Source organism: Bryobacter aggregatus MPL3 (assembly GCF_000702445.1).
In the GTDB taxonomy this organism is placed as follows: Bacteria; Acidobacteriota; Terriglobia; order Bryobacterales; family Bryobacteraceae; genus Bryobacter; species Bryobacter aggregatus.
In genome coordinates this window covers 1171336-1191816 of record NZ_JNIF01000003.1, presented here as the reverse complement: position 1 = coordinate 1191816, position 20481 = coordinate 1171336, and the positions used below count along the sequence as shown (strand labels likewise).

General features: G+C 57.7%; 21 protein-coding genes. 18 read left to right on the top strand and 3 right to left on the bottom strand.

All coding sequences use genetic code 11. The features are described from left to right. Positions 1 to 13 precede the first annotated feature (13 nt). On the top strand, positions 14 to 997 hold the full coding sequence (locus tag M017_RS0105870; protein WP_031496525.1) for a multiheme c-type cytochrome: 984 nt from the start codon (positions 14 to 16) through the stop codon (positions 995 to 997). Here the strand turns inward: M017_RS0105870 and M017_RS26340 are convergent. Continuing rightward, positions 987 to 4175: a TonB-dependent receptor gene (locus M017_RS26340; protein WP_162179847.1), complete on the bottom strand. Its 3189-nt coding sequence runs from the start codon at positions 4173 to 4175 to the stop codon at positions 987 to 989. The two genes, M017_RS0105870 and M017_RS26340, sit on opposite strands and share 11 nt — an antisense overlap. A gap of 285 nt (positions 4176 to 4460) precedes the next feature. Here M017_RS26340 and M017_RS0105860 point away from each other — a divergent pair, with 285 nt between their 5' ends. Further along, positions 4461 to 5366: an NADP-dependent oxidoreductase gene (locus tag M017_RS0105860; RefSeq protein ID WP_031496524.1), complete on the top strand. Its 906-nt coding sequence runs from the start codon at positions 4461 to 4463 to the stop codon at positions 5364 to 5366. 65 nt (positions 5367 to 5431) lie between these two features. Here M017_RS0105860 and M017_RS0105855 read toward each other — a convergent pair whose 3' ends face one another. Then, positions 5432 to 6100, bottom strand: a complete 669-nt coding sequence (locus tag M017_RS0105855) for a PEP-CTERM sorting domain-containing protein (RefSeq protein ID WP_031496523.1) — start codon at positions 6098 to 6100, stop codon at positions 5432 to 5434. A gap of 442 nt (positions 6101 to 6542) precedes the next feature. Between M017_RS0105855 and M017_RS0105850 the strand changes: the two genes are divergently transcribed. Genes M017_RS0105850 through M017_RS27425 form a run of 11 tightly spaced genes read left to right on the top strand, consistent with a single transcriptional unit; the run spans position 6543 to position 15427 of the window. Further along, on the top strand, positions 6543 to 6818 hold the full coding sequence (locus M017_RS0105850; RefSeq protein WP_031496522.1) for a hypothetical protein: 276 nt from the start codon (positions 6543 to 6545) through the stop codon (positions 6816 to 6818). Positions 6819 to 6837: 19 nt separating this feature from the next. Continuing rightward, positions 6838 to 7866 (top strand): UDP-3-O-(3-hydroxymyristoyl)glucosamine N-acyltransferase, encoded by a 1029-nt coding sequence (gene lpxD / locus M017_RS0105845; RefSeq protein WP_031496521.1) that lies wholly within the window; start codon positions 6838 to 6840, stop codon positions 7864 to 7866. Next, positions 7859 to 8671, top strand: a complete 813-nt coding sequence (locus tag M017_RS0105840; RefSeq protein ID WP_031496519.1) for an LOG family protein — start codon at positions 7859 to 7861, stop codon at positions 8669 to 8671. The genes lpxD and M017_RS0105840 overlap by 8 nt, the downstream gene beginning before the upstream one ends. Before the next feature lie 26 nt (positions 8672 to 8697). Then, positions 8698 to 10611 (top strand): PP2C family protein-serine/threonine phosphatase, encoded by a 1914-nt coding sequence (locus tag M017_RS0105835; RefSeq protein ID WP_162179846.1) that lies wholly within the window; start codon positions 8698 to 8700, stop codon positions 10609 to 10611. Positions 10612 to 10620: 9 nt separating this feature from the next. Next, positions 10621 to 12030: a bifunctional ADP-dependent NAD(P)H-hydrate dehydratase/NAD(P)H-hydrate epimerase gene (locus tag M017_RS0105830; RefSeq protein ID WP_031496515.1), complete on the top strand. Its 1410-nt coding sequence runs from the start codon at positions 10621 to 10623 to the stop codon at positions 12028 to 12030. Next, a complete protein-coding gene (tsaE, locus tag M017_RS0105825) occupies positions 12011 to 12445 on the top strand; it encodes a tRNA (adenosine(37)-N6)-threonylcarbamoyltransferase complex ATPase subunit type 1 TsaE (RefSeq protein ID WP_031496513.1) in 435 nt (144 codons plus the stop codon). Before M017_RS0105830 ends, tsaE begins: the two co-directional genes overlap by 20 nt. After that, complete coding sequence (locus tag M017_RS0105820) at positions 12442 to 13185, top strand: ABC transporter ATP-binding protein (RefSeq protein WP_031496512.1); 744 nt, start codon at positions 12442 to 12444, stop codon at positions 13183 to 13185. The genes tsaE and M017_RS0105820 overlap by 4 nt, the downstream gene beginning before the upstream one ends. Then, on the top strand, positions 13182 to 14348 hold the full coding sequence (locus M017_RS0105815; protein WP_031496511.1) for an ABC transporter permease: 1167 nt from the start codon (positions 13182 to 13184) through the stop codon (positions 14346 to 14348). The genes M017_RS0105820 and M017_RS0105815 overlap by 4 nt, the downstream gene beginning before the upstream one ends. Before the next feature lie 25 nt (positions 14349 to 14373). Beyond that, positions 14374 to 14544, top strand: a complete 171-nt coding sequence (locus M017_RS29155; protein ID WP_155121264.1) for a hypothetical protein — start codon at positions 14374 to 14376, stop codon at positions 14542 to 14544. 20 nt (positions 14545 to 14564) lie between these two features. Continuing rightward, the gene (locus M017_RS27430; RefSeq protein ID WP_155121263.1) at positions 14565 to 15056 is read left to right on the top strand and encodes a serine hydrolase; all 492 of its coding nucleotides are present in this window, start codon (positions 14565 to 14567) and stop codon (positions 15054 to 15056) included. Beyond that, positions 15014 to 15427 carry a serine hydrolase domain-containing protein gene (locus tag M017_RS27425; protein WP_162179845.1) on the top strand — a complete coding sequence of 138 codons (414 nt, stop codon included), beginning with the start codon at positions 15014 to 15016 and terminating at the stop codon, positions 15425 to 15427. The genes M017_RS27430 and M017_RS27425 overlap by 43 nt, the downstream gene beginning before the upstream one ends. Before the next feature lie 5 nt (positions 15428 to 15432). On the opposite strand, the gene M017_RS0105800 is transcribed toward M017_RS27425, so the two are convergent. Next, positions 15433 to 16533 carry a Gfo/Idh/MocA family protein gene (locus M017_RS0105800; protein ID WP_080507530.1) on the bottom strand — a complete coding sequence of 367 codons (1101 nt, stop codon included), beginning with the start codon at positions 16531 to 16533 and terminating at the stop codon, positions 15433 to 15435. Positions 16534 to 16578: 45 nt separating this feature from the next. On the opposite strand from M017_RS0105800, the gene M017_RS0105795 reads away from it, so the two are divergent. From M017_RS0105795 to M017_RS0105775, 5 genes are all read left to right on the top strand, one after another. After that, positions 16579 to 17427, top strand: a complete 849-nt coding sequence (locus tag M017_RS0105795) for a 3-keto-disaccharide hydrolase (protein ID WP_031496508.1) — start codon at positions 16579 to 16581, stop codon at positions 17425 to 17427. Positions 17428 to 17430: 3 nt separating this feature from the next. Then, positions 17431 to 17787, top strand: coding sequence for a cupin domain-containing protein (locus tag M017_RS0105790; protein WP_031496507.1), 357 nt, complete (start codon positions 17431 to 17433; stop codon positions 17785 to 17787). Positions 17788 to 17848: 61 nt separating this feature from the next. Beyond that, positions 17849 to 18226, top strand: a complete 378-nt coding sequence (locus M017_RS0105785; RefSeq protein ID WP_031496505.1) for a BlaI/MecI/CopY family transcriptional regulator — start codon at positions 17849 to 17851, stop codon at positions 18224 to 18226. Then, entirely contained in the window at positions 18223 to 19344 is a 1122-nt protein-coding gene (locus M017_RS0105780) for a M56 family metallopeptidase (protein ID WP_031496503.1), read from the top strand. The genes M017_RS0105785 and M017_RS0105780 overlap by 4 nt, the downstream gene beginning before the upstream one ends. After that, positions 19345 to 20472 carry a hypothetical protein gene (locus M017_RS0105775; RefSeq protein ID WP_031496501.1) on the top strand — a complete coding sequence of 376 codons (1128 nt, stop codon included), beginning with the start codon at positions 19345 to 19347 and terminating at the stop codon, positions 20470 to 20472. Positions 20473 to 20481: the final 9 nt, after the last annotated feature.

Below are 20481 nucleotides of genomic sequence, written 5' to 3'. Positions count from 1 at the left end.
ATAGACTGAATAGGTGCAGCGGGTGCTTTGGATTCTCATTGCCGGTGGTCTTCTCGCACAGGATTTTGTTGGTTCAAAATCTTGTGTGCCGTGCCATGCCGAACAGAGCCGCCGCCATGCGGCGAGTTTCCACGAGCGGGCTCTTCGCCCGGCTGCCGGGAGTCGCTTTGCCGATTTGATGGACCGCCCGGTGGTAGAGCGGAGCGGGGTAGAGTTACATTACTCGAAATCTGAGACGGGATTCCAGGTGGAGGTGCGGCGGGATGCGGACTCACGGACGGCGACTCTCGACTGGATCTTTGGGGCTGGGATGTTGGCCTTCACGCCGGTGGGGCAGAGGGATGGAGCCTACTTTGAGCATCGCGTTTCCTGGTATTCGAACTTACAGCGGCCGGGGATGACGATGGGACATCCGATTGCAAAGCCCGCCACCGCTACGGCGGCTCTGGGCCAGGCACAGACTGCCGGGACGATCTTTCGCTGTTTCAACTGCCACGCGACGAATGTCCGTCCAGGGCCGGATCTCTCCGGGATGCAGGCCGGCATCCAGTGTGAGCGTTGTCATGGAGCGGCGGGCAATCATGTGCAGGCTCCAAGCCGCAGGAATATTCGCCGGGATGCAAGTGTCGAGGCTTGCGCCGAGTGCCACCGTATGCCAGACCCAAAGGCGCTCGATCGGCTGCGACCAGAAGTGTCGGACCCCATGTCGATTCGCTTTGCTCCGGTGGGGCTGACGGCAAGCAAGTGTTTTGCCGCCAGCGGAAAGATGAGTTGTACGACTTGCCACGATCCGCATGGCCGCCCGCAAGCAGAGAAACCCGCATACGAAAAAAAGTGCCAAGGCTGTCATGCCCTGGCACCGGTTGCTTCTTCTGCGTGTCCCCGGGTGGAGAACACGAATTGCTTGAGTTGTCATATGAGGAAGGCCACGCCGTTGCCCGGCCTGACCTTCACCGATCATCGAATCCGTATCTACCCAGCGGGCGCTAGAAATTGAATTTCAGCGCCATCTGGATGGTGCGTGAGGAGCCTGAAACCCCGGTGATCACGCCGAAGTTGTTGCCGCCGAGCGAGGTACCTGGGTTGGCGAAATAAGGCGTATTGGTGAGGTTGTAGAACTCCGCGCGGAATTCCAGATTCGACCGTTCACTCAACATCGGCGTGGCGAAACGCTTGCCGAGGTTGAGATCGTGATTGACCAGGCCAGGGCCGAAGAAGAGTCCGCGGCCGGCATTGCCGATCGTGAACTGCGCGGGAATGCTGAAGGCGCCCGTGTCGAACCACTGGTTGACCGAGCGCTTGTCGCTGCTGAGAACAGGACTGCGTGAGACGTTCGGACGGTTGATCGCGCCGCACTGGCACTGGTTCTGCGCCGTGGTGACGGTGAGCGGGAAGCCGCTCTGGAGCGTGGTAATTCCATTGAATTCCCAACCGCCCAGCACCTGGGATGCAATCCCGTTGGTCAGCCAACGATGGCCACGGCCAAAGGGAAGGGCATAGGTGTAGGCGATGGTGAAGCGGTGGGGAGCGCTATTCGGCTCGATCCCGTAATCGAGATTGCGGTTGCCGAGAGGATCGCGATAGCCGAGATCCCCGACAGCCATTGTCTTCTGGAAGGTGTAAGCGGCGAGGAAGCCGAAGCCTTGGGCGAAGCGGCGTTCCACCTTCACCTGCAGCGAATTGTAGTTCGAGGAGCCGATGGAGGTGTTGACGGTGACGCCGTTCGGGTACTGCGGATAGGCGACATAGGGAGCGATGAAGCGGCCCTGAGCTGCCGGAGCCATGCTGGGCGGGATGGCGTTGAGGTTGTAGTTGCCGTAGGGAAGGTGGGTGCCCTTGCTCCCTGCGTAACCCGCTTCAAAGAAGTAGCTGGAGATCTGGTGGCCAATGTTCAGGTTCCACTGCTGGAAGTAGGAAACCGGATTGTTGGCCGGATAGATGCCAACCGAGACAGCGTTGCTACCGGTCTTGTCGGCAGGAGTGTATGGAATCAGGTCGAGCGTGGTCTTCGGGTTGATCAGGTCTACGCTCGTGTAGCGACCGGCATCGGCGTCGGCGAAGATCGGTTGACGAGGCAGACCGCCCGATTGTCCAAAGCCCTGCTGGCTGATGGTGAAGATGCCGTAGCCGCCACGAACGACCGTCGAGTTCTTGGCGAAAGGAGAGTAAGCAAAGCCAAATCGCGGACCAAAGTTGTTGTAGTCCTGATTCCAGTTGGTGGTGCGGAAGCCGTTGGTGCCGAATTGGATGAAGCGCTTCTGATCGAGATCAAAGACGCCGCTGCGGTTCTTGCGCTCGTTCCAGTAGAGAGGTGCATCCCAGCGGAGGCCGAGGTTCAAGGTGAGCTTCTTGTTGACGCGGTAGTCATCCTGCACGAAGACGGCGTAAACCGAGGTGCGGGGCGAAATGTAGCCGGGGTAATTCTCGTAGGTGTAGGACTGCGGCAAACCGAGCAGGAAGCTCGCGTAGTCGTAGCCGGTATTGTTGAAGCCGCGCTGGTCCGTAAAGACGTTATTAAAGAAGAAGCGGCCATTATCCGGTTGGGGTTGGATGTTGTCGGTGCGCAGCTTGCGAACTTCGCCGCCAAACTTAATGGTGTGGCTGCCACGGACGAGAGTGGTGATGTTGACGAGGGCGAAGCTCTCCTGCTTTTCGAGCAGCAGCGATCCGGAAGGACTGCCGAGGGCAGTGAAGCCACCCGTGCCACCGAATTCGATCAGGGGGGCGCCCTTCTTCTCGTTCGCCGTGTTCATGCCCATGATGCCGAGATCGGCCTGGCTCAGCTTTCCGTAACCTGCGTTGTAGCGCTTGGGGAAGGTGCGGAAGTAGGAGAGATGGAGGTCGTTCGTCGTACGGGAGCCGATGATGCGGACATAGTTCAAGACGGCCTGGCGAGCGGTGTTCAAGCTATTGGTTCCATAGGAGCTTCCGCCACCGATCATTTCGTTGAACAACTGGGGCATGAGCTGGGTGTTACCCGTCTGGGAGTAACGGCCCATCAACTTGTCTTTGTCGGAGAAGTTGTGGTCTACCTTGAGGTCGATGGCGTACTGATTGGTCACATTCGAGCCGGATGCACTGTAGTTGTTTCTCACGCTGCCTGTCTGGGGCAGCGGATAGTAGGACTGCAGCTTCAATGCGGCCGGGCTCAAACGGCTCATCGGAATGACGTTACCAGCAAAGGCATCGCGAACGACCACATCGGCGCCGGAAGCATTCTTCACTGTGCGTGCGCTCGCAGGATCGAAAATCTGGTTCCGGAAAACCGGGCGTCCGAGAAGGTCGGTGCCGAGACTCTCGCCGAGGATGCTGGAGAAATCGCCGCGGCGGAAGGCTTCGAGCGGCAAGGTCTGGTTATTAAAAACCGTCGTGCCGCGCTGGCGGTTGATCTGGACGCCGCCGAAGGCAAAGGTCTTGTTCTTGATGACCGGGCCGCCGAGGGTGCCGCCGAACTGGTTGTAGCGAACGATCGGCTTCTGGCCGGTGTAGTAGTTGCCAGCGTTCAGTACGTTGTTGCGGAAGAACTCGAACAGGGTGCCGTGGAACTCATTGGTGCCGCTCTTGGTATTGGCGAGCATCACGGAGCCACTGGTCTGGCCATACTCGGCCGAGAAGCTGTTGGTGACAACCTTCACTTCAGAGACGACGTCCGGGTTTGGATTGACGGGGGTGCCGCTCCAGACGTGGTTGGAGCTGTGTGCGCCGTCGATGTAATAGGGATCCTTGCGCACCATGCCGCCGTTGGTGATGATGTCGCCGTCGCGGTTCTTGATGACGCCGGCAGAGAGATTCTTCAATTCCTGGGGATTGCGGCCCTGCAGGGGGAGATTGACGACTTGCCGGTTCTCGACGGTGGTGCTGAGCGCGCCGGTTTCGGTTTGCACCATCGCCGCCTCAGCGGTGACGCTGATTGATTCGCTGGCCTGGCCTGTTTCCAGGGCGACATCGACGCGGAGTTCCCGGTCGAGTTCGAGGCTGATGTCTTTGCGGATGAATCGCTTGAAGCCGCCGGCCTGTGCCTCGAGCGTGTACTGTCCGGGTTGTAGGTAAGGAACACGGAAATTGCCGGTCCCGTCTGTGTTTGCGGTGGCCCGGACGCCAGTATTGACGTTTCGAGCAGTGACTTGCGCGCCTGGAACTACGGCTCCTGAGGGATCGGTAACGGTCCCGACCATGCTACTGTTGACGCCTTGCGCGTAGAGTCCAGTTGCAAATAGAGCACTACAGGCCAAGACCCCAATCTGGCGCTTCAAAACTTGGAAAGCTGAATGAACCTTCATAGTGCCGCCAAATCTATCATGAAAGTCCTAGTACCGACTACAACCAATGAAAGATTATAGAAAGCGTTTGCGAAATGGGCGAATTTCGCGCAAAAGCCGATTTTCAGCCGGACTCCGAAACACTCGGGCCGTAGAGATCTCCACTTTATGTCAGATCTACGCCTACAGAGGAGCCGAAATATGAAAGCCGCACAGATCCACCAGTACGGAGGCCCAGAAGTACTGCAGTATGAGGATGCGCCAGACCCCAAACCCGGCCCGAAGGAGGTACTGGTGCGAGTGATCTCCACAAGCGTCAATCCAATTGACTATAAATTGCGGAGTGGCGCGCTCAAGGCCTTGATGCCGCTGAAGTTTCCGGCCATTCTCGGGCGTGATCTTGCGGGTGAGGTGCTGTCCGTCGGTCAGGACGTGACGGGCTTTGGCCCAGGGGATCTGGTGATGGGCCTGACGGATCGTTGCTATGCCGATCTTGTGGCTATTCCCTCAGATGCTCTCACCAGGATTCCAGATGGGATGACTGCAAGTGAAGTCGGAGTTCTGCCCTTGGTGTGCATGACGGGGGCTCAACTGATGGAACGTGGGGTTCATGTCAAAGAAGGGATGCGGGTTCTGGTGACAGGCGCCTTGGGGAGCGTGGGCCGTGTCGCCGTTCATGTCGCAATGCAGCATGGGGCGATTGTCGTTGCGGGAGTCCGGGCGGCACAGCGGGAAGAAGCACAATTGCTTCGGGCCAGCGCGGTACTGGCAATGGACGATGAGAAAGAGATTGGGGCGCTGCCGGAACTGGATGCCATTGCCGACACAGTCGGTGGCCCCCTCCTGTCGAAGCTGATCTGGCGAATGAAGAAGAGCGGAGTACTGGCTTCGGTTGTGGGAAAACCGGATTTACCCCCTGGCACTTCCATCGATGCGCGGAGCATCTTTGCGCATTCCGATCCAGACCGTCTGACACAGCTTGCCATTGATATTCGTGAGGGCCTGTTTCAGGTTCCGATTGCGCATTATTTTCCGTTGCGCGATATTCAGCAAGCTCATCAGGCAGCGGAGCATCACCCGGGCGGGAAAATCTCTATCGAGCCCTAGGATGAGGGCGAGCATCGCGCGAGTAGGAGCGAGGGCAACACCTGGCGCGCGATGCTGGATTCACCCTAGCAGTTGGGATCTTTGCGCTTTCTGGCGAGACAAAGAGCGATGAGTCCGAAGGCGGCGAATCCAATACTTGCGGGTTCGGGCACGTCGGAAGTGGTCTCAGGCCGGAACGACCCAATCAGATTTTGTGCTGGCGTGTTGTTGCTCGTCAATGTATTGATGAAGATCGTTGCGTTGGTCGAGGACATTCCCAAGCTTTCGGCAAGGAATAGATTTACCAGCGTAATGATTTCAGTAGGTGTTTGATTGGCGGGAGATCCGCTGAAAGATGCCTGAATTGAACCAGTTGCTAATCCGTCACCACCGTCGTGGATAATGTCCCAAATCGCCAATTGTAATGCAATTCCATAGTTTGGGCTGTTGATGTCAGTCAAGCGTGTATTCAGCAGCCAGGCGACACGATCCTCTGATCGCTCACTGTGAGGATAAACGAGGCGAGATTCGTAGTCATCAAAATTTATCGGAGTAAAGAGATCAACGCAAAAGAGGGTGTCGATCGAATTTCCGTTGTAAATGCCTTGGATGACGCCGGCGTAACCTAGAGTGAGCTCGCCATTCTCCAGAAAATAGACGCTTCCACCGCGAGAGGTATCGACGCCGGTGATTTGAAGTGTACCTCCGTAAGCTGCAGAACAGAACAAGAGAGATGTGATCAGCGTTGCTCTCATGCAGAATGCCGAGGAGAGTCGGCGAAATTGTTGGTTAATCTGGTGCAAGTGATGTTCCTATTTTTGTTTGTCTGAATACTTAAATATAGAAGGCTGCAGCTTAGGTAAAAAATAACATTCATCTGATTTGTGTTCAAGTAAGATTTTGATCTAGGGTAAAATTGCATGAGTAGTAATTATAATTACTTAGATTCTTGAGCTGTGCTGGCACAGCTCATGGGGAATGCGCAGGAAAATGGGCAAGAGGAGGCAGTTTGTTTACGGTTTTATTCTTAAAGTCTGGAGGAGTCTATTGGGCGCAATGGGATTTGAGGTGGTTCAGAGGAAAATGCGCCTCCCTCTCAGGTTTTGTCTCTCGCGATCTTCGCCCTAATTTGCGGCAGGAATCGGTGGAGCGTGGATCTTTGCTCTCTGGAGGTGCTGTGGGCGCTACATTAAAGGGATGATCCGCGCACTCATCGGGCTTTTGGTTGCCGCCATTGCAGCGGCGTTTGTGCGTGCCATCATCGCGATGATCACTCGAGAGGTGAAGGACATGGTCAATCCGGAAGCTGCCAAGAGCGGCCCAAATCCAAGTTCCTCGCAAGCGCCTCCTCCGTCTCAGGGGCCAACAGGCACGCCACTCAAAAAATGTGTTGTTTGTGGAACCTATACTCCCGGCGATCGGCTGATTGCTGGCGCCTATTGTTCGCAGGATTGTGCTGCCCGAGCCCGCTAGACGCGCTTCATAATAGGGTATGCGTCTTTCTGAGATTGCGGCTCAGCTTGGCTGTCGCGTGGCGGGCGAGAGTGACCCCGAAATTCATTCCCTCAGTGGCATGGAGCAGGCTGCGGTGGGCCAACTCACCTTTTTGGCCAACCCCAAATATGCCCATAAGGTGAAAGATACGCAGGCCAGCGCGATCATTGCGGCGCAGCCGAGTGCGCTGTTGCCGACGCTTCTTTCCTCCAATCCTTATCTCGATTTTGCGCGCGCCTTGGAACTGTTCTATCAGGCGCCGCAACCCGCGCCTGGCATCTCGCCCCTCGCCCACATTGCGGCCAGCGCCGAGATTGGGGAGGGGGCGAGGATTGGCCCCTTTTGCTCGGTTGGCGAGAAGGTGAAAATTGGTAAGAACGCGATTCTGCATCCCCATGTCGTGATCTATGAGGGAGCCAGCATCGGTGATGACTTTCTCGCCCACTCGCATGCTGTGGTGCGGGAGTTCTGCCGTGTGGGGCACCGGGTGATTCTGCAGAATCATGTGGTCATTGGCGGCGATGGATTTGGCTTTGCCAAGGGCGCCGATGGCACGCATCACAAGATTGTGCAATCGGGAGTCACGGTTCTCGAAGACGATGTTGAGATTCAGGCGCTGAGTAATATCGATCGCGCCACGATGGGTGAAACACGTATCAAGCGTGGAGCGAAAGTCGATTCCCTCGTGCAGGTCGGACACGCCTGTGTGGTGGGCGAAGACAATATTCTCTGTGCTCAGGTTGGGCTGGCTGGGTCGACGATTCTGAAGAAGTCGGTGCTGCTGGCCGGACAGGTGGGCGTCTCTGGCCATCTGACGATTCACGACAATGCGGTTGTGTACGCTCAGAGCGGTATTGGACATGATGTTCCACAGGACACGATTGTTTCGGGTTCACCGGCGTTTGATTACCGGGAATGGCGGCGGGCCGTGACCGCGTTTCCGAAGCTGGGCGAGATGGTCCGCCATCTGCGCGACCTCGAGACCAGATTGAAAGCTTTAGAAGAAGGTAAGTCCACGAATGGCTGAAAATCGTCGCTATAAAGATCCTCTTGCGTATCAGAAAGAGGAGTTTCTGCACTCTCCCGAAGCACGGAGTGTCCGGATTTTATCGGAGTATCTCGATCCACTTCGTGAGTTTCGGCTGCACCAGATTCACGACACGATCATTTTCTTTGGCTCGGCACGCATTCCGTCTCCGGAGAGCGAGGGCTTTGAAACCAGTTCGATGGGGCGCTATTACAAAGAATGCCAGGAACTGGCTTGCCGCCTGACGGAATGGTCCATGAGCCTTGATCGGGACGAATCGAAATTTGTCGTCTGTACGGGCGGTGGTCCCGGCATTATGGAAGCGGCCAATCGGGGCGCGAGCGAGGCAGGGGGCAGCACTATCGGGCTGAATATCGGCTTGCCGATGGAGCAGTTTCCGAATCCGTACATCACTCCCGATCTGAGCTTTGAGTTTCACTACTTCTTCATGCGCAAGTTCTGGTTCGCCTATCTGGCGAAGGCCATGGTGGTGTTCCCTGGTGGTTTTGGGACCCTCGATGAGTTGATGGAGTTACTGACTCTCACCCAGACCCGGAAGCTGCGCAAGAAGATGGTGACGGTTCTTTATGGCACCACCTTCTGGCAGAAGATTCTCAATTTTGATGCCCTGGTTGAGTATGGAATGATCAGCCCGGAGGATCTGGAACTGTTTCAATTTGCAGACGACGTCGACACAGCTTTCCAGATGCTGCGGGATGGTCTGACGAATCTATACTTGAATCCGGAGGTTCTGCTGCCCGAGGCTGAAGTGACAACTCCCGCCATCGCCAGCTCTCGCGTGTGACACCGCTTCTCGCACCCCCTCGCAGCTTGACTGTCCGCGAAGCCCTCAGCCGTGTTGGCTGGTGGGAGCGCATTTTTGCGGTGTTCTTTCTGGTATTTGTCGTGGGCTCTCTGACGGGTGGGTTGGGGGATGTCGGTTTCGCGCTGGTGTTGATGGGACTGATCGCCACCGCTCCGGTGGCGATCTTACGGATTAGCCGTCTGCTCTTGCGCAGTGTGATCTGGCGGCTCAGCAATCGCCTCATCGTCTCGTACATCTTCATCGCACTTGTTCCGCTGCTGCTGCTGCTGACATTATGCGGGATTGCGACTTATCTGGCGACAGGCCAGATGGCGACCTATTTGATCAATAGCGAACTCGACCGCCAGATTGGCACCTTGCGCGGGGCCGCGGAATCGGTCTTGCGTGTTCCTGCGGAACGGCGCGTTGCCTCGATTGAGCGGCTGGGGGATTACTTTACGGATCGCTTTCCGAACTTCGAGATTCGTCTGGACCAGACGGACTCGTATGTTTATCCGGAAGATGCCAGCATCCAGAAACCTCCGGCCGGGACAAAGGATGCCGCCGGGATCCTTCGCAAAGACAACGAGTATTACATTTGGGCGCATGTGAAGAGTACGGACGGTGAAGTGACTGCGCTGGCTCCGCTCTCGGGCGCCTACCTGTCGAGCCTGGTGCCGCATTTGGGCGCGGTTTCCCTGCGTGGCTCCGCGAGTGAAGCGGAAGGGCGCGTGCGCCTGCGCAGGCAGAAGCGGAATCGGACCGCGGTGGGGGAGGTGTCGATTCCCACTCCGGTCAATGCGGCAGACATCCAGCTCAATTGGTTCACAGTTGTGCCTGTGCATGTCTGGGAGGCTCCGGCACAGGAGAGTGACGGCATTCTGATGTTGCGCACTCGCTTTTTCGCGGTGGTGGGTGTCATTTTCGCGACGCAACAGGAACAGAACTCGCTCTTGAACTCCCTGCTCTTTGCGTCGTCGCTGTTTCTGCTTTTTGAGATTGTCGCGCTAGTCATTGGCGTGAAGATGACGCGTACAATCACCGTCGCCGTGCATGATTTGTATGAAGGCACCAACCGTGTGATGGAAGGTGACTTCTCGCACCGCATTCCACTGACCGGACGAGATCAGTTGGCGCAGTTGAGCGATTCGTTCAATCGCATGACGGAGAACCTGGAGAAACTGCTTCAGGTGGCCAAAGAGAATGAGCGCCTGAATGCTGAGCTTGAGATTGCTCGTGAGGTGCAGCGGCAGCTCTATCCGAAGTTTGTCCCAGAGTCAAAAGAGATCTGTCTGACGGCGCATTATCAGCCGGCGCGCATGGTCTCTGGTGACTACTTTGACTTCCATCGCTTGTCCGAGCATGAGATCTGTTTTTCGATGGGCGACGTGGCGGGCAAAGGAATTTCGGCGGCTCTTTTGATGGCAACGGTGCAATCGAGTTTCCGGTCGCGGATCCAGACCTCCAGTGCCGATCTCAACTGTGCGCAAACGGTGACGGAGCTGAACAAGCAGCTTTATGCAAACACGGCGCCGGAGAAGTTTTCTACCTTCTTTCTCGGCATCTTCGATGAAACAAGCGGGAAGCTGCGTTATACGAATGCGGGCCACTTGCCGCCGATTCTGATTCGCAAAGGCGAGGCTACTCTCTTAAATGTGGACGGTATGGTGGTGGGCGCTTTTCCCTTTGCAAAGTATGGCGAAAGTGAAGTGGCGCTCGAGCCGGGAGATTTTCTGCTGCTCTACACCGATGGAATCTCAGAGCCACAGAATGACTATGGCGAGATGTACGGCGAAGATCGTCTGATCGAATTGGTCAAGCGGAATGTCCATCTGAGTGACCAGGGAATCATCGAAGCAGTGATGGCTGCTGTGGAGCAATGGACCGGATCGCCGGATCTCCAAGACGATATGACGCTTTTGATTGCACGCCGTCCCTGAGGTGAACAAGTGAAAATCCTGAGTCCTGAAGAAATGCGCGCTGCGGATGCGGCGGCAGTGAAAGCCGGAATTCCGGCGGTGATTCTGATGGAGAATGCTGCCTATGGCGTGCTGCGCGAGCTAGAGCGCCGCTATGCGCCGCTCGAGAAGCAACGGATCGCCATCTTCTGCGGCAAGGGGAACAATGGGGGCGATGGCCTTGCCCTGGCTCGCTTGCTGCACGTGCACCACCGGCCGGCATGGCTCAAGGTGATTCTCGCCTTCGATGTGGAAGACATGACGGAGAGTGCGACCGGGCAATTGAAGATGCTGGAAGCGCTCGGCATTCCGTACACGATGCAGATTCCGCTCGACTTGGCGGTAACTACTTTGGCGATCGATGCCTTGTTGGGCACTGGGGCCAGCGGCGCGCCGCGCGAACCGATTGCGAGTCTGGTGGCGCAGATCAATGCTTTACCCATTGCCACGCGGGTGGCCGTGGATATTCCGAGCGGGGCGGTCCAGGCCGATTTGACTGTGAGTTTTGAAGCGCCGAAGTTATTGCAGGTATTGCAGCCGATGGGCGAACTGGTTGTAGTTCCGATTGGATTGCCGGTGCTGCACTCGCAGTTACAACTCACCACGCGTGCGGATCTGCAGCCGGTGGGGGCACCGCGCGCGGCGGCCAGCTACAAGAACAGCTTTGGCCATGTCGCGATTCTCGGTGGAGCTAGTGGCAAGCATGGGGCCTTGAATCTGGCGGGGACTACGGCGATTCGCGCGGGCGCAGGTTTGGTGACGCTGTATTCTCCCGATGCGGGCTTTGTGCCGCTCCTGCCGGATTTGATGATGGGCCGCTGGCAGGACATCCCCAAAACGCTTCAGGGAAAAAGTGTTTTGGCGATTGGTCCGGGGCTGGGTGAGGATGCAGACAAGAAAAAACTGGTGGCGGATCTGTATCTCCACTGGCCCGCGCCGCTGGTGCTGGATGCGGATGCGCTGAATCTACTGTCTCCGCTGACGGAGGCGGCTTCGTTCCCGCGTGTGCTGACGCCGCATCCGGGCGAGATGAAGCGTTTGCTCGGACGGGATATTGTTGACCGGATTGAGGATGCCAGAGAGTTGGCAAAACGAAGCCATTGCATTGTTGTTCTGAAGGGTGATCGCACGGTGATTGCCTTTCCGGATGGCGAGACATGGATCAATCCGACGGGCTCTCCCGCATTGGCGAAGGCGGGCTCGGGCGACGTGCTTACCGGCCTGACGGCGGCGCTACTGAGTCAGTATCGCGACCATACGAAGACCGCGGTGATTGCGGCGGTCTATTTGCATGGACGTTGTGGAGAACTTGCTGCACAGCACCAGCACGAGATGACCTCGCTGGCCTCGACACTGTGCGAATATCTGCCGGAGGCACTGCATGAACTATCGTACCCGTAGCGAAGAAGAGACGATTGCGCTTGGTCACGAGCTGTCGGCGTTGCTGCCCCAGCGAGGGGCCGTGCTGTTGATCGGCAATCTAGGGGCAGGGAAGACGACACTCGTGAAAGGCATTGCCGAGGCGCGTGGCGCTGCGCTGCGCGACGATGTTTCCTCCCCTACCTTTCCGCTGATTCATGAGTATGGCAACCCGGCGCGGGTCTTCCACATTGACCTCTACCGGCTGGAGAGCGAGCAGGAAGTGTTGTCCTTGGGCATTGATGAATTGCTCGATCGCAATGCGCTCACACTCATCGAATGGGGCGAGCGCTTTCCGGCTCTCTGGCCCCGGGATATCCTGGCTATCCGTCTGGAGCATGGAGGAGAAGACGAGCGCCGCATTACGCTCGCTCCGTTACAATCAAGGGACTCATGATACAAGTGCAAGGGCTCAGCCGTTCCTTCCACGATGCGAAGCGTGGAGATTTTCTGGCTGTGGACAAGGTCAGCTTCTCCGTTGGGCAGGGCGAGATCTTTGGCCTGCTGGGTCCGAATGGCGCGGGGAAAAGCACGACGCTGCGTCTGATCGCAACGCTGCTCGAGCCGAGTGCCGGTAGCGTGACGGTAAATGGTTTTGAGATCTCGCAAGCTCCGGCCGAAGTGCGGCGGCAGATTGGTTTTCTCACCGGCGACATGGGCCTCTATGCGCGGCTCACGCCGCGTGAGATTCTGCATTTCTTCGGACGCCTGGCCGAGGTGCCTGAGGCCCGCCTGATGAGCCGCACGGAAGAACTCATCGCCCGGCTCGACATGGGTAGCTTTGCCGACATCCGTTGCGACAAGCTCTCGAGCGGCATGAAGCAGAAGACGGCGATCGCGCGGACGCTGGTGCATGATCCGCCGGTGTTGATTCTCGATGAGCCCACGGCGATGCTCGACTTACCCACCGCCCGCATCATCGAGAGGTGTATTCTCGAGGCCAAGCGGAATGGCAAGTGCATTGTCTATTCGACTCACATCATGGAAGAAGCCGAGTATCTTTGCGATCGCATCGCCGTGATCAATCATGGACAACTGAAGATCTGCGGCAGCATGGATGAGCTTCGTGCGGCCACAGGAAAGCAACGCCTGCGTGAGATCTTCCTCGACTTGTTGGAACTGGAGAGAGCCGCATGAATCGGAGCGTCACGTGGACGGTGTATCGCAAAGAACTGACTGAGTTGCTGCGCGATCGCCGCACGCTGATCAGCATGGTGCTGTTGCCGATGGTGGTGTTCCCACTTCTTTTTGGGGTGGTGGGACGCTTTATGGGAGAGGCCGAGAAGAAGGCGGCGACGGAGGCTACCACGGTTGCCATTGTGGCCGGCTCCATCCCCGAGGTCTTTCTGGCTCCGATTGCGAAGAGCGGTTTGCAGCGAGTGGAGGTGCCTGATGTGGCGAGTGCCGTGGCAAATAAGACGGCCGCGACCGGACTGAGCGTGTCGGCCGATCAGAAGTCGCTCACCATCTATGCCGAGGGCACGCGCCAGGCAAGCGGCATGGCCGCTGACAAGCTACGGAGTGCCTTGTCGGAGTATCGGGATTCACTTGTAGTCGAGAAGTTGCGCGAGGTGAAGTTGGATGCGAGTGTCCTCACGCCGTTTACGGTGAAGCGCGAAAATGTGGCGAGCGAACGCAAGATGGGCGGCTTCATGCTGGGCAGCATTTTGGGCTACGTGGTGATTCTGCTGATGTTCTCGGGAGGCATGTATCCGGCGATCGATATGACGGCAGGAGAAAAGGAACGCAAGACAATCGAGACTCTGCTGGCCAGCCCTGCGCGGCGTACGGACATCGTGCTCGCAAAGATTCTTGCCTGCGTTACGGCCACCTATCTCACTGCAGTGCTGACCACGACGAGCCTCTTCCTCAGTTTGAAACGGGGAGGCGGCACGATGAAGGGCATGGAGAAGATGGTTGGCAATGTTCCGACAGATGTCTCGACGATTGGATTGGTGCTGCTGACGCTGTTGCCGGTGGCGGTGATGGCTGGGGCGTTGATGATCTCGATTGCCCTGCGCGCCCGCAGTTTCAAGGAAGCACAGAGCTATCTAACGCCGCTGATCATGCTGGCGATCTTCCCGTCACTGTTGGGCGGACTGCCGGGCATGGAACTGAGCCCGGCCCTGAGCCTGGTGCCCATCTTCAACGCGAGCCAGTTGTTGAAGAGCATTTTGCAGGGCGATGTTCCGCTTGTCTCCTTCGCGATCACGAACCTGGCGAATCTGTCCTATGCCGTGCTTTGTTTTGCCCTGGCCGTGCGCATCTTCAACAATGAGAAGGTGCTGTTTCGGACTTAGGCATTCTGATAAGATCCCGGGCACGATGCGGGCTCTTTCTCAACGGAAGTGTCTGGCGGCATGTGGCTTGGTGATGGCCGGCATGAGTTGGGCGCAAAGCGCCAAGACTTCCTTCCCGGAAACAAACTGGACGACGGTAAAGCCTGAAGAAGAAGACTATTCGAGCGAGAAGCTAGAAGTGTTGCGGGTTTGCTGAAAACCCAGAAGACGACCGCGATGCAGGTTTCAGTTCGATGCCGGGTGATTTTTGAGTCTGGCGATTTGAAGCGTGTCAGCAAGGTCGCCTCGGTTCGCAAAAGCATTCTGGCAATGCTGTACGGGAAGTATCAGATCGATCTCGATCTGACCGTCGAACAACTGGGGCTCACTGACGTTTCCCCGTTCTTACCCATCGAAAAGAAGGCTCGCCTCTACCATCTCCTGACCGCGCGCTCCGGCATCTATTTGCCGACGGCGAACGAGGGATTGACGGTGCTTGCTTCCCGCCGCGGATCGCAAGGTCCGGGCACCTATTTTCAATATCACAACTGGGACTTTAACGCGGTAGGAACCGCATTTGAGAAGGAAACCGGAAAGGATATCTTCGTCGCTCTCGAGCAGGACTTGACCGGGCGTTGCAACGAAAGAACGATGAGATGCCAATTACCAGGCATCCGGAGTACGCGATGTATCTTTCGACGCGCGACATGGCGCGGCTCGGATTGTTGATGCTGTCTGACGGCAACTGGAATGGGAAGCAGATCATGCCGGCGGGTTGGGCCAAGAGAGTTACAACACTCGTGACCCCTTCGCGCGATATCCATCCGATGACCATCGGCGCCTTCCAGACTCAAATCGGCTGCTGGGGCTACGGAATGCTTTGGTGGGTGTGGGACGCGCCAGACTGGCCGGGAACCTTGACTGGCCCCTATCAAAACGCTTACAGCGCAATGGGGGCCAATGGCCAATACATCACGGTCCTGCCGGTGATGAATCTTGTCGTCGCCCACAAAGTGGACTTCGATCAAGACGGAAGCCGCAGCATTTCGCCGAGCGAGTACCACACGATTCTGCAGATGGTGATCGACTCCACCTTGTAGCTGTTCTAGACCTTCACTCCCAAATCGGACCACTGCAGTACTTTGCCCTGGCGGCAGACTTCGTTGCCCAGGATGGCGGTGAGTGCGCCAGTGGCTCCCACGTTGATGTCGGCGGGATTCGGAGTCCCCTTCTGGATGGCGCTAAAGAATGCGACCGTGTGCGCATCGGGGTTCTCCTCCACCTTCGGCGAGAGCAAGGTCTGTTGGGTGCCGTCGCTGCTGTAAAAGTTCATCGACCCCATCAGCTCAACGGAGCCCTTGCTGCCGTAAACATTGACGTACTGGTTGCCTGCGGGCATGTTGCGCGGGTGATAGACCAGCTGGGTGAAGGACAGCGTGACGCCGTTCGGATAGTCGTAGATCAGATTTTGATGATCGTAGATGTCGCGCCCGGCTGGTTCGTTCTTGTGGAGATTGATGCCGCCAAAGCCCGCGGCGCGGGTGGGATGATTGCCGATCACCCAATTGCAGAGGTCCAGATTGTGGACCGATTGCTCGACGAGATAGCCGCCCGATTTCTTGAGGTCGAAGTACCAGTCGCCGGAACTGCCGTCGTACTTCAGGTCTGCTGAGGCGTGGCGTTGCGCTTTGACAAAGAGGATGTCGCCAATGACGCCGTCCTGGATTTTGCGAATAGCGTCGTTCAACTGGACCATGGAACGCAACTGCTGCCCGGCCTGGAAGACCTTCCCACTCGCCTTGGCGGCGGCCATCAGGTCGCGGATGGAACTGGGGGTGAGTCCGATCGGCTTCTCGCAATAGACATGCTTGCCTGCTTTGAGGGCCGCGATCGCCATCTCGGCGTGCAGATGCGGCGGGGTGGCGATGTAGACGGCCTGGACGTCTTTGTTGTCGATGACGCGTTGCCAGTCCGCGGTGGCCTTCGGGTTTGATTTTGCGGCAGTGGTTGCCGCTTTGTCCAGGCGGTCAGGTTTGTTGTCGCAAACCATGACGACCTTTGCATTCGGTTGCTTCAAAATGCCGTCCAGGAGTCCGGTGCCTCGCCCTCCGATGCCGATGATCGCGGTGGGAATGGTGTCCCCTGAGGATTGAGCCAGGAGCGGCGCGGCCGCACCCATCAAGAAGCTTCGTCTGCGCAAAATCATTCTTAACTTCTTACCATGTTGCTCAAGGAAGATATACTTTTCGACGTGAAGCTCTTTGGAATTTTTTTTATGTTGGCTCTCGGCCTGTCCGCACAACAGAAGGGAGATTGGGTCCAACTCTTCAATGGGAAAGACCTGAAGGGCTGGACGCCCAAGATCTCCGGCTATGCGGTGGGCGAGAACTTCGCCAATACCTTCCGCGTGACGGATGGCTATCTGAGCGTTGGCTATGAGGGCTATGATTCGTTTCTGGACAAGAATGGCGCGGGCAAGTTTGGCCATCTGTTCTACAAGGACAACTTCTCGTACTACATCATTGCGGTGGAGTATCGGTTCATCGGAGACCAGGCCAAGGATGGCCCAGGCTGGGCGACGCGTAACAGCGGCATCATGGTGCATGGACAGCCTGCCAGCACGATGCAGAAGGATCAGGATTTTCCGATCTCGATCGAAGTACAGTTGCTCGGCGGTTTAGGCAAAGGGCCGCGGAGCACGGCGAATCTCTGTACGCCCGGGACCAACGTGGAGCGGGACGGCAAACTGTTCACCTCGCATTGCCTGAACTCTTCCTCGAAGACCTATGACGGCGACCAGTGGGTGCGTGTTGAGGCGATCGTCCACGGCAGCGAAAGCATTGAGCATCGGGTGAACGGCGAGACGGTTCTGAAGTATGAGCATCCGCAGATTGGCGGCGGCAACGTGCTCCATGCCGACCCGGCGGTGAAGCAGGATGGCAAGCTGCTGACGGAGGGTTCGATTTCCTTGCAGAGCGAGAGCCATCCGGTGCAGTTTCGCAAAGTAGAGTTGCTGAATCTGGTGGGCTGTATGGATGCGAAGGCCAAGAATTACCGCTCTTACTTCGTGAAGAACAACGCGGCGGCCTGCAAGTATTAAGAGATGGAAGACTCAACGTTTCTCGCTCTCGACACGGTTGCCCTCCCTTGGGAGGAGCGCTTCAATGCGCATCTTGGCAAGATGCTGTACCGCAAGAATCTGGTGACCGACCCCGACACCGGCATGGAGATTCGCATCGTGAAGTATCCGGCCGGTGTGATCAACACGCTGCATACACACCCTTGCGCGCACGGCATGTATGTGATCGAAGGGACGCTAGTAACGAATCGCGGCAACTTCGGGCCCGGATATTTTGTCTGGTTTGCCGAGGGAGAAGTGATGGAGCACGGCGCGACAGCGGAAGCCGACGTGACCGTACTCTTCATTACAAACAAGCCGTTCGAGATTCATTACCGTTAGCCTGTTAAATAATTAACACAAGCCTATTGTAGTTTTTGCTTGCCGGTGTTAATTTCTTAGCATGAAGGAACTCAGCAGGCGCGAGCGGGAGCTGATGGAGATTCTGTTGCGCCGGGGAAAATTGACGGCGCAGGAGATTCGCGAGGAGCTTGCCGATGGCTCGAGCTACAGCACGGTGCGCACGCTCCTGCGGATTCTGGCCGAGAAGGGGCACATCCTGGCGAAGCTCGTCGAGGGCCGCTATGAGTACGAAGCGGCGCAGAGCAAGGACCGCGCTGCGAGGGCGAGCTTGAAGAGCCTGCTGGCCACCTTCTATGAGAACTCCGCGGAGAAGGCGATGGCGGCACTGCTGGACCAGTCGGCTTCGCGGATGTCGCGCGAGGAGTTAGATCGTCTGGCGCAGATGATCGATGAGGCCCGGAAGGGGGCCAGGAAATGACCTGGACCCTGTGGTGGAATGGCGCTCTGCTGGGGGCTGCTGTCTGGTTGGGACTGCGTCTGGTTTCGCGACTGAGCGCCGCAGAGCGCTTCCAAGTTTGGTTGCTGTATTTGCTGACGCTGCCCTTGCTTGGGCTGTTGCCCCTCCGGCCTGCGCATTCCTTTGTTCTGGAATCGGGTGCGGCGCAAGGGATCGCGCGGGCTGCTGGGCGCCTGCCATTGGCGATTCCCTACTACTGGCTGATTGCCGGTGCGATCACGGTGTGGTGTCTGTCCGCGCGCATCGCGGCCTTGCGCATCTGGCGGCGGGCCAGTGGCGACAAGGAGCTTCGCTATAGCGATGAGATCGCCGGCCCTGCTGCTTATGGGCTTTTCCGTTCCCGCATTTTACTTCCCCTCGATGCTGCCAGTTGGACTGGCGACCGTCTGGCCCGGGTGCTGGCACACGAGCGGGCTCACGGCGAGCGCCGTGACATTCTTTGGGATCTTGTTGGCTCCGTCATCGTCGCCCTTTGTTGGCTGCAGCCCTTCGCCTGGCTGGCCTTGCGCGAGATGCGGCGTCTGCGGGAGTGGGCTTGCGATGACTGTGTTCTCGCAGAGGGATCGGATCGAATTGAGTACGCGCAGACACTATATGAGCTAGCCTCGGAGACTTCGTTGCAGCCTGCCATGGCTGGCCTCGGACGGGGCAGCTTGGAGAAACGAATGAAACATCTGTTGAACGATCGCGTTCCCCGCCGTAGAGCCACTGTGCTTTCGGCAAGTCTGGCAATGCTGACGCTTGTGGCGCTGGCTTGCTTTACACCCAAACTGAGCATTGCCCAGGATCAGGAACGGGCAGAAAAGAAATGGGACAAGGCACCGCGGGTCCTCCACAAGGTGGAGCCGCAGTATACGGAAGATGCGCGCGAGCGAAAGGTGCGCGGGACTGCGATTTACCGGATCCTCATTGGGATCGATGGAAAAGCGAGCGATGTGCAGGTGCTCCGTAGTCTTGATCCTGATCTCGATGCGCAGGGAATTCTGGCGCTCGAGCGGTGGGAGTTCCAGCCGGCGGAGAAGGATGGTCATCCGATCGCCGTGGACGCGACTGTCGAGATCAATTTCCGGCTGTTCTAAATGGAGCGACCTTTGTTGGGCCTGGCTGCAGTCTTGTACTGCAGCCTTTCTATTTGCGGGTGTGCGCCGAAGACCTATCGCCTGGCGCCGCCTTTGCTGATTCCGCCGCAAGTGGCCCATGCCAGCCTGACACGGCGTGTCTTGCACTTCGATTCGAAGTCGGTGCAGGCGAGTTGTTGGGAGTCGCTGCATGGCGTTGCTGTCCGGGCCAGGCGCGGTGGTCTGCAAGTGCAGGTGGATCGAGACCTGCTTGCCGTTTCGCCTGCAGGATGGCTGCTGCCCTGGGCTGCGCAGTTGCAGACGAAAGGATGTCTGGGCGTTGGGGAGGCGAATGGCTTTGCCGAATTGGTTGCCGGGAGCCTTCCTCTTCCCCTCGGTGTTGCGGATCGGTTGCTGCATCCCGATACCGGTGCGGCGGGCTACATCGACTTGCGACCTGGGAACTGGATGCGTGTCCTCAGTCCGATTCTGCGCGCAGGGGCCGCTCCCGGCTCCAGCGCGATTGAGGCGGTGGAAGGAACTCAGGATGGGCAGCTCTCGGTCACTGCGCGTTCGTCGGCGAATTTGCTGGGCTACGAGATCGCTTGGTATACGCTGACTCCGGTCCCGCAAGGCGGCGCGAAGATTGAGCCGCTTGGGGCCGAGTCTCATCTCGGCGATACCGTGGAGAAGTCCGCGACTTCCCGCTTCCCTTACTTCCATCTGGATCCTGCGGCAGTCTTCCAGCGCGTACTCTTCTTGACTCGCGCGAGTGCGAGCGATCGCGATTCGCTGTTCCTGGCCGCGCGGAGCGAAGCGCAACTGGAGACTGACACCGCTGCTCTGCGAGAGACCCCAGCCCTTTGCCAATCGGAGAAATTCCGCTCCCGCTGCATCGTCCTGCCGCAGCAGGTGGCGCTGCTTGTCTTTGTAACGGTTTCACTCCAGGGGCAGGAGATCACAACACGAAGCGGAACCACGCTCGGGGCGTTGATCGGTCAGAACACGAAGGAGAATCCGGAGTTGTTGGTGCCGAGGCTGCAGGTGTCGAAGCGATTCTGGGAGAAGCAAATCCCTGTCCAGTTTGATCCTCACTCCGCTGCCATTCTGGGGTTGCCGCTCGGCGGCGGAGAGAAAATCTTCTGGTAGCCTACGGCC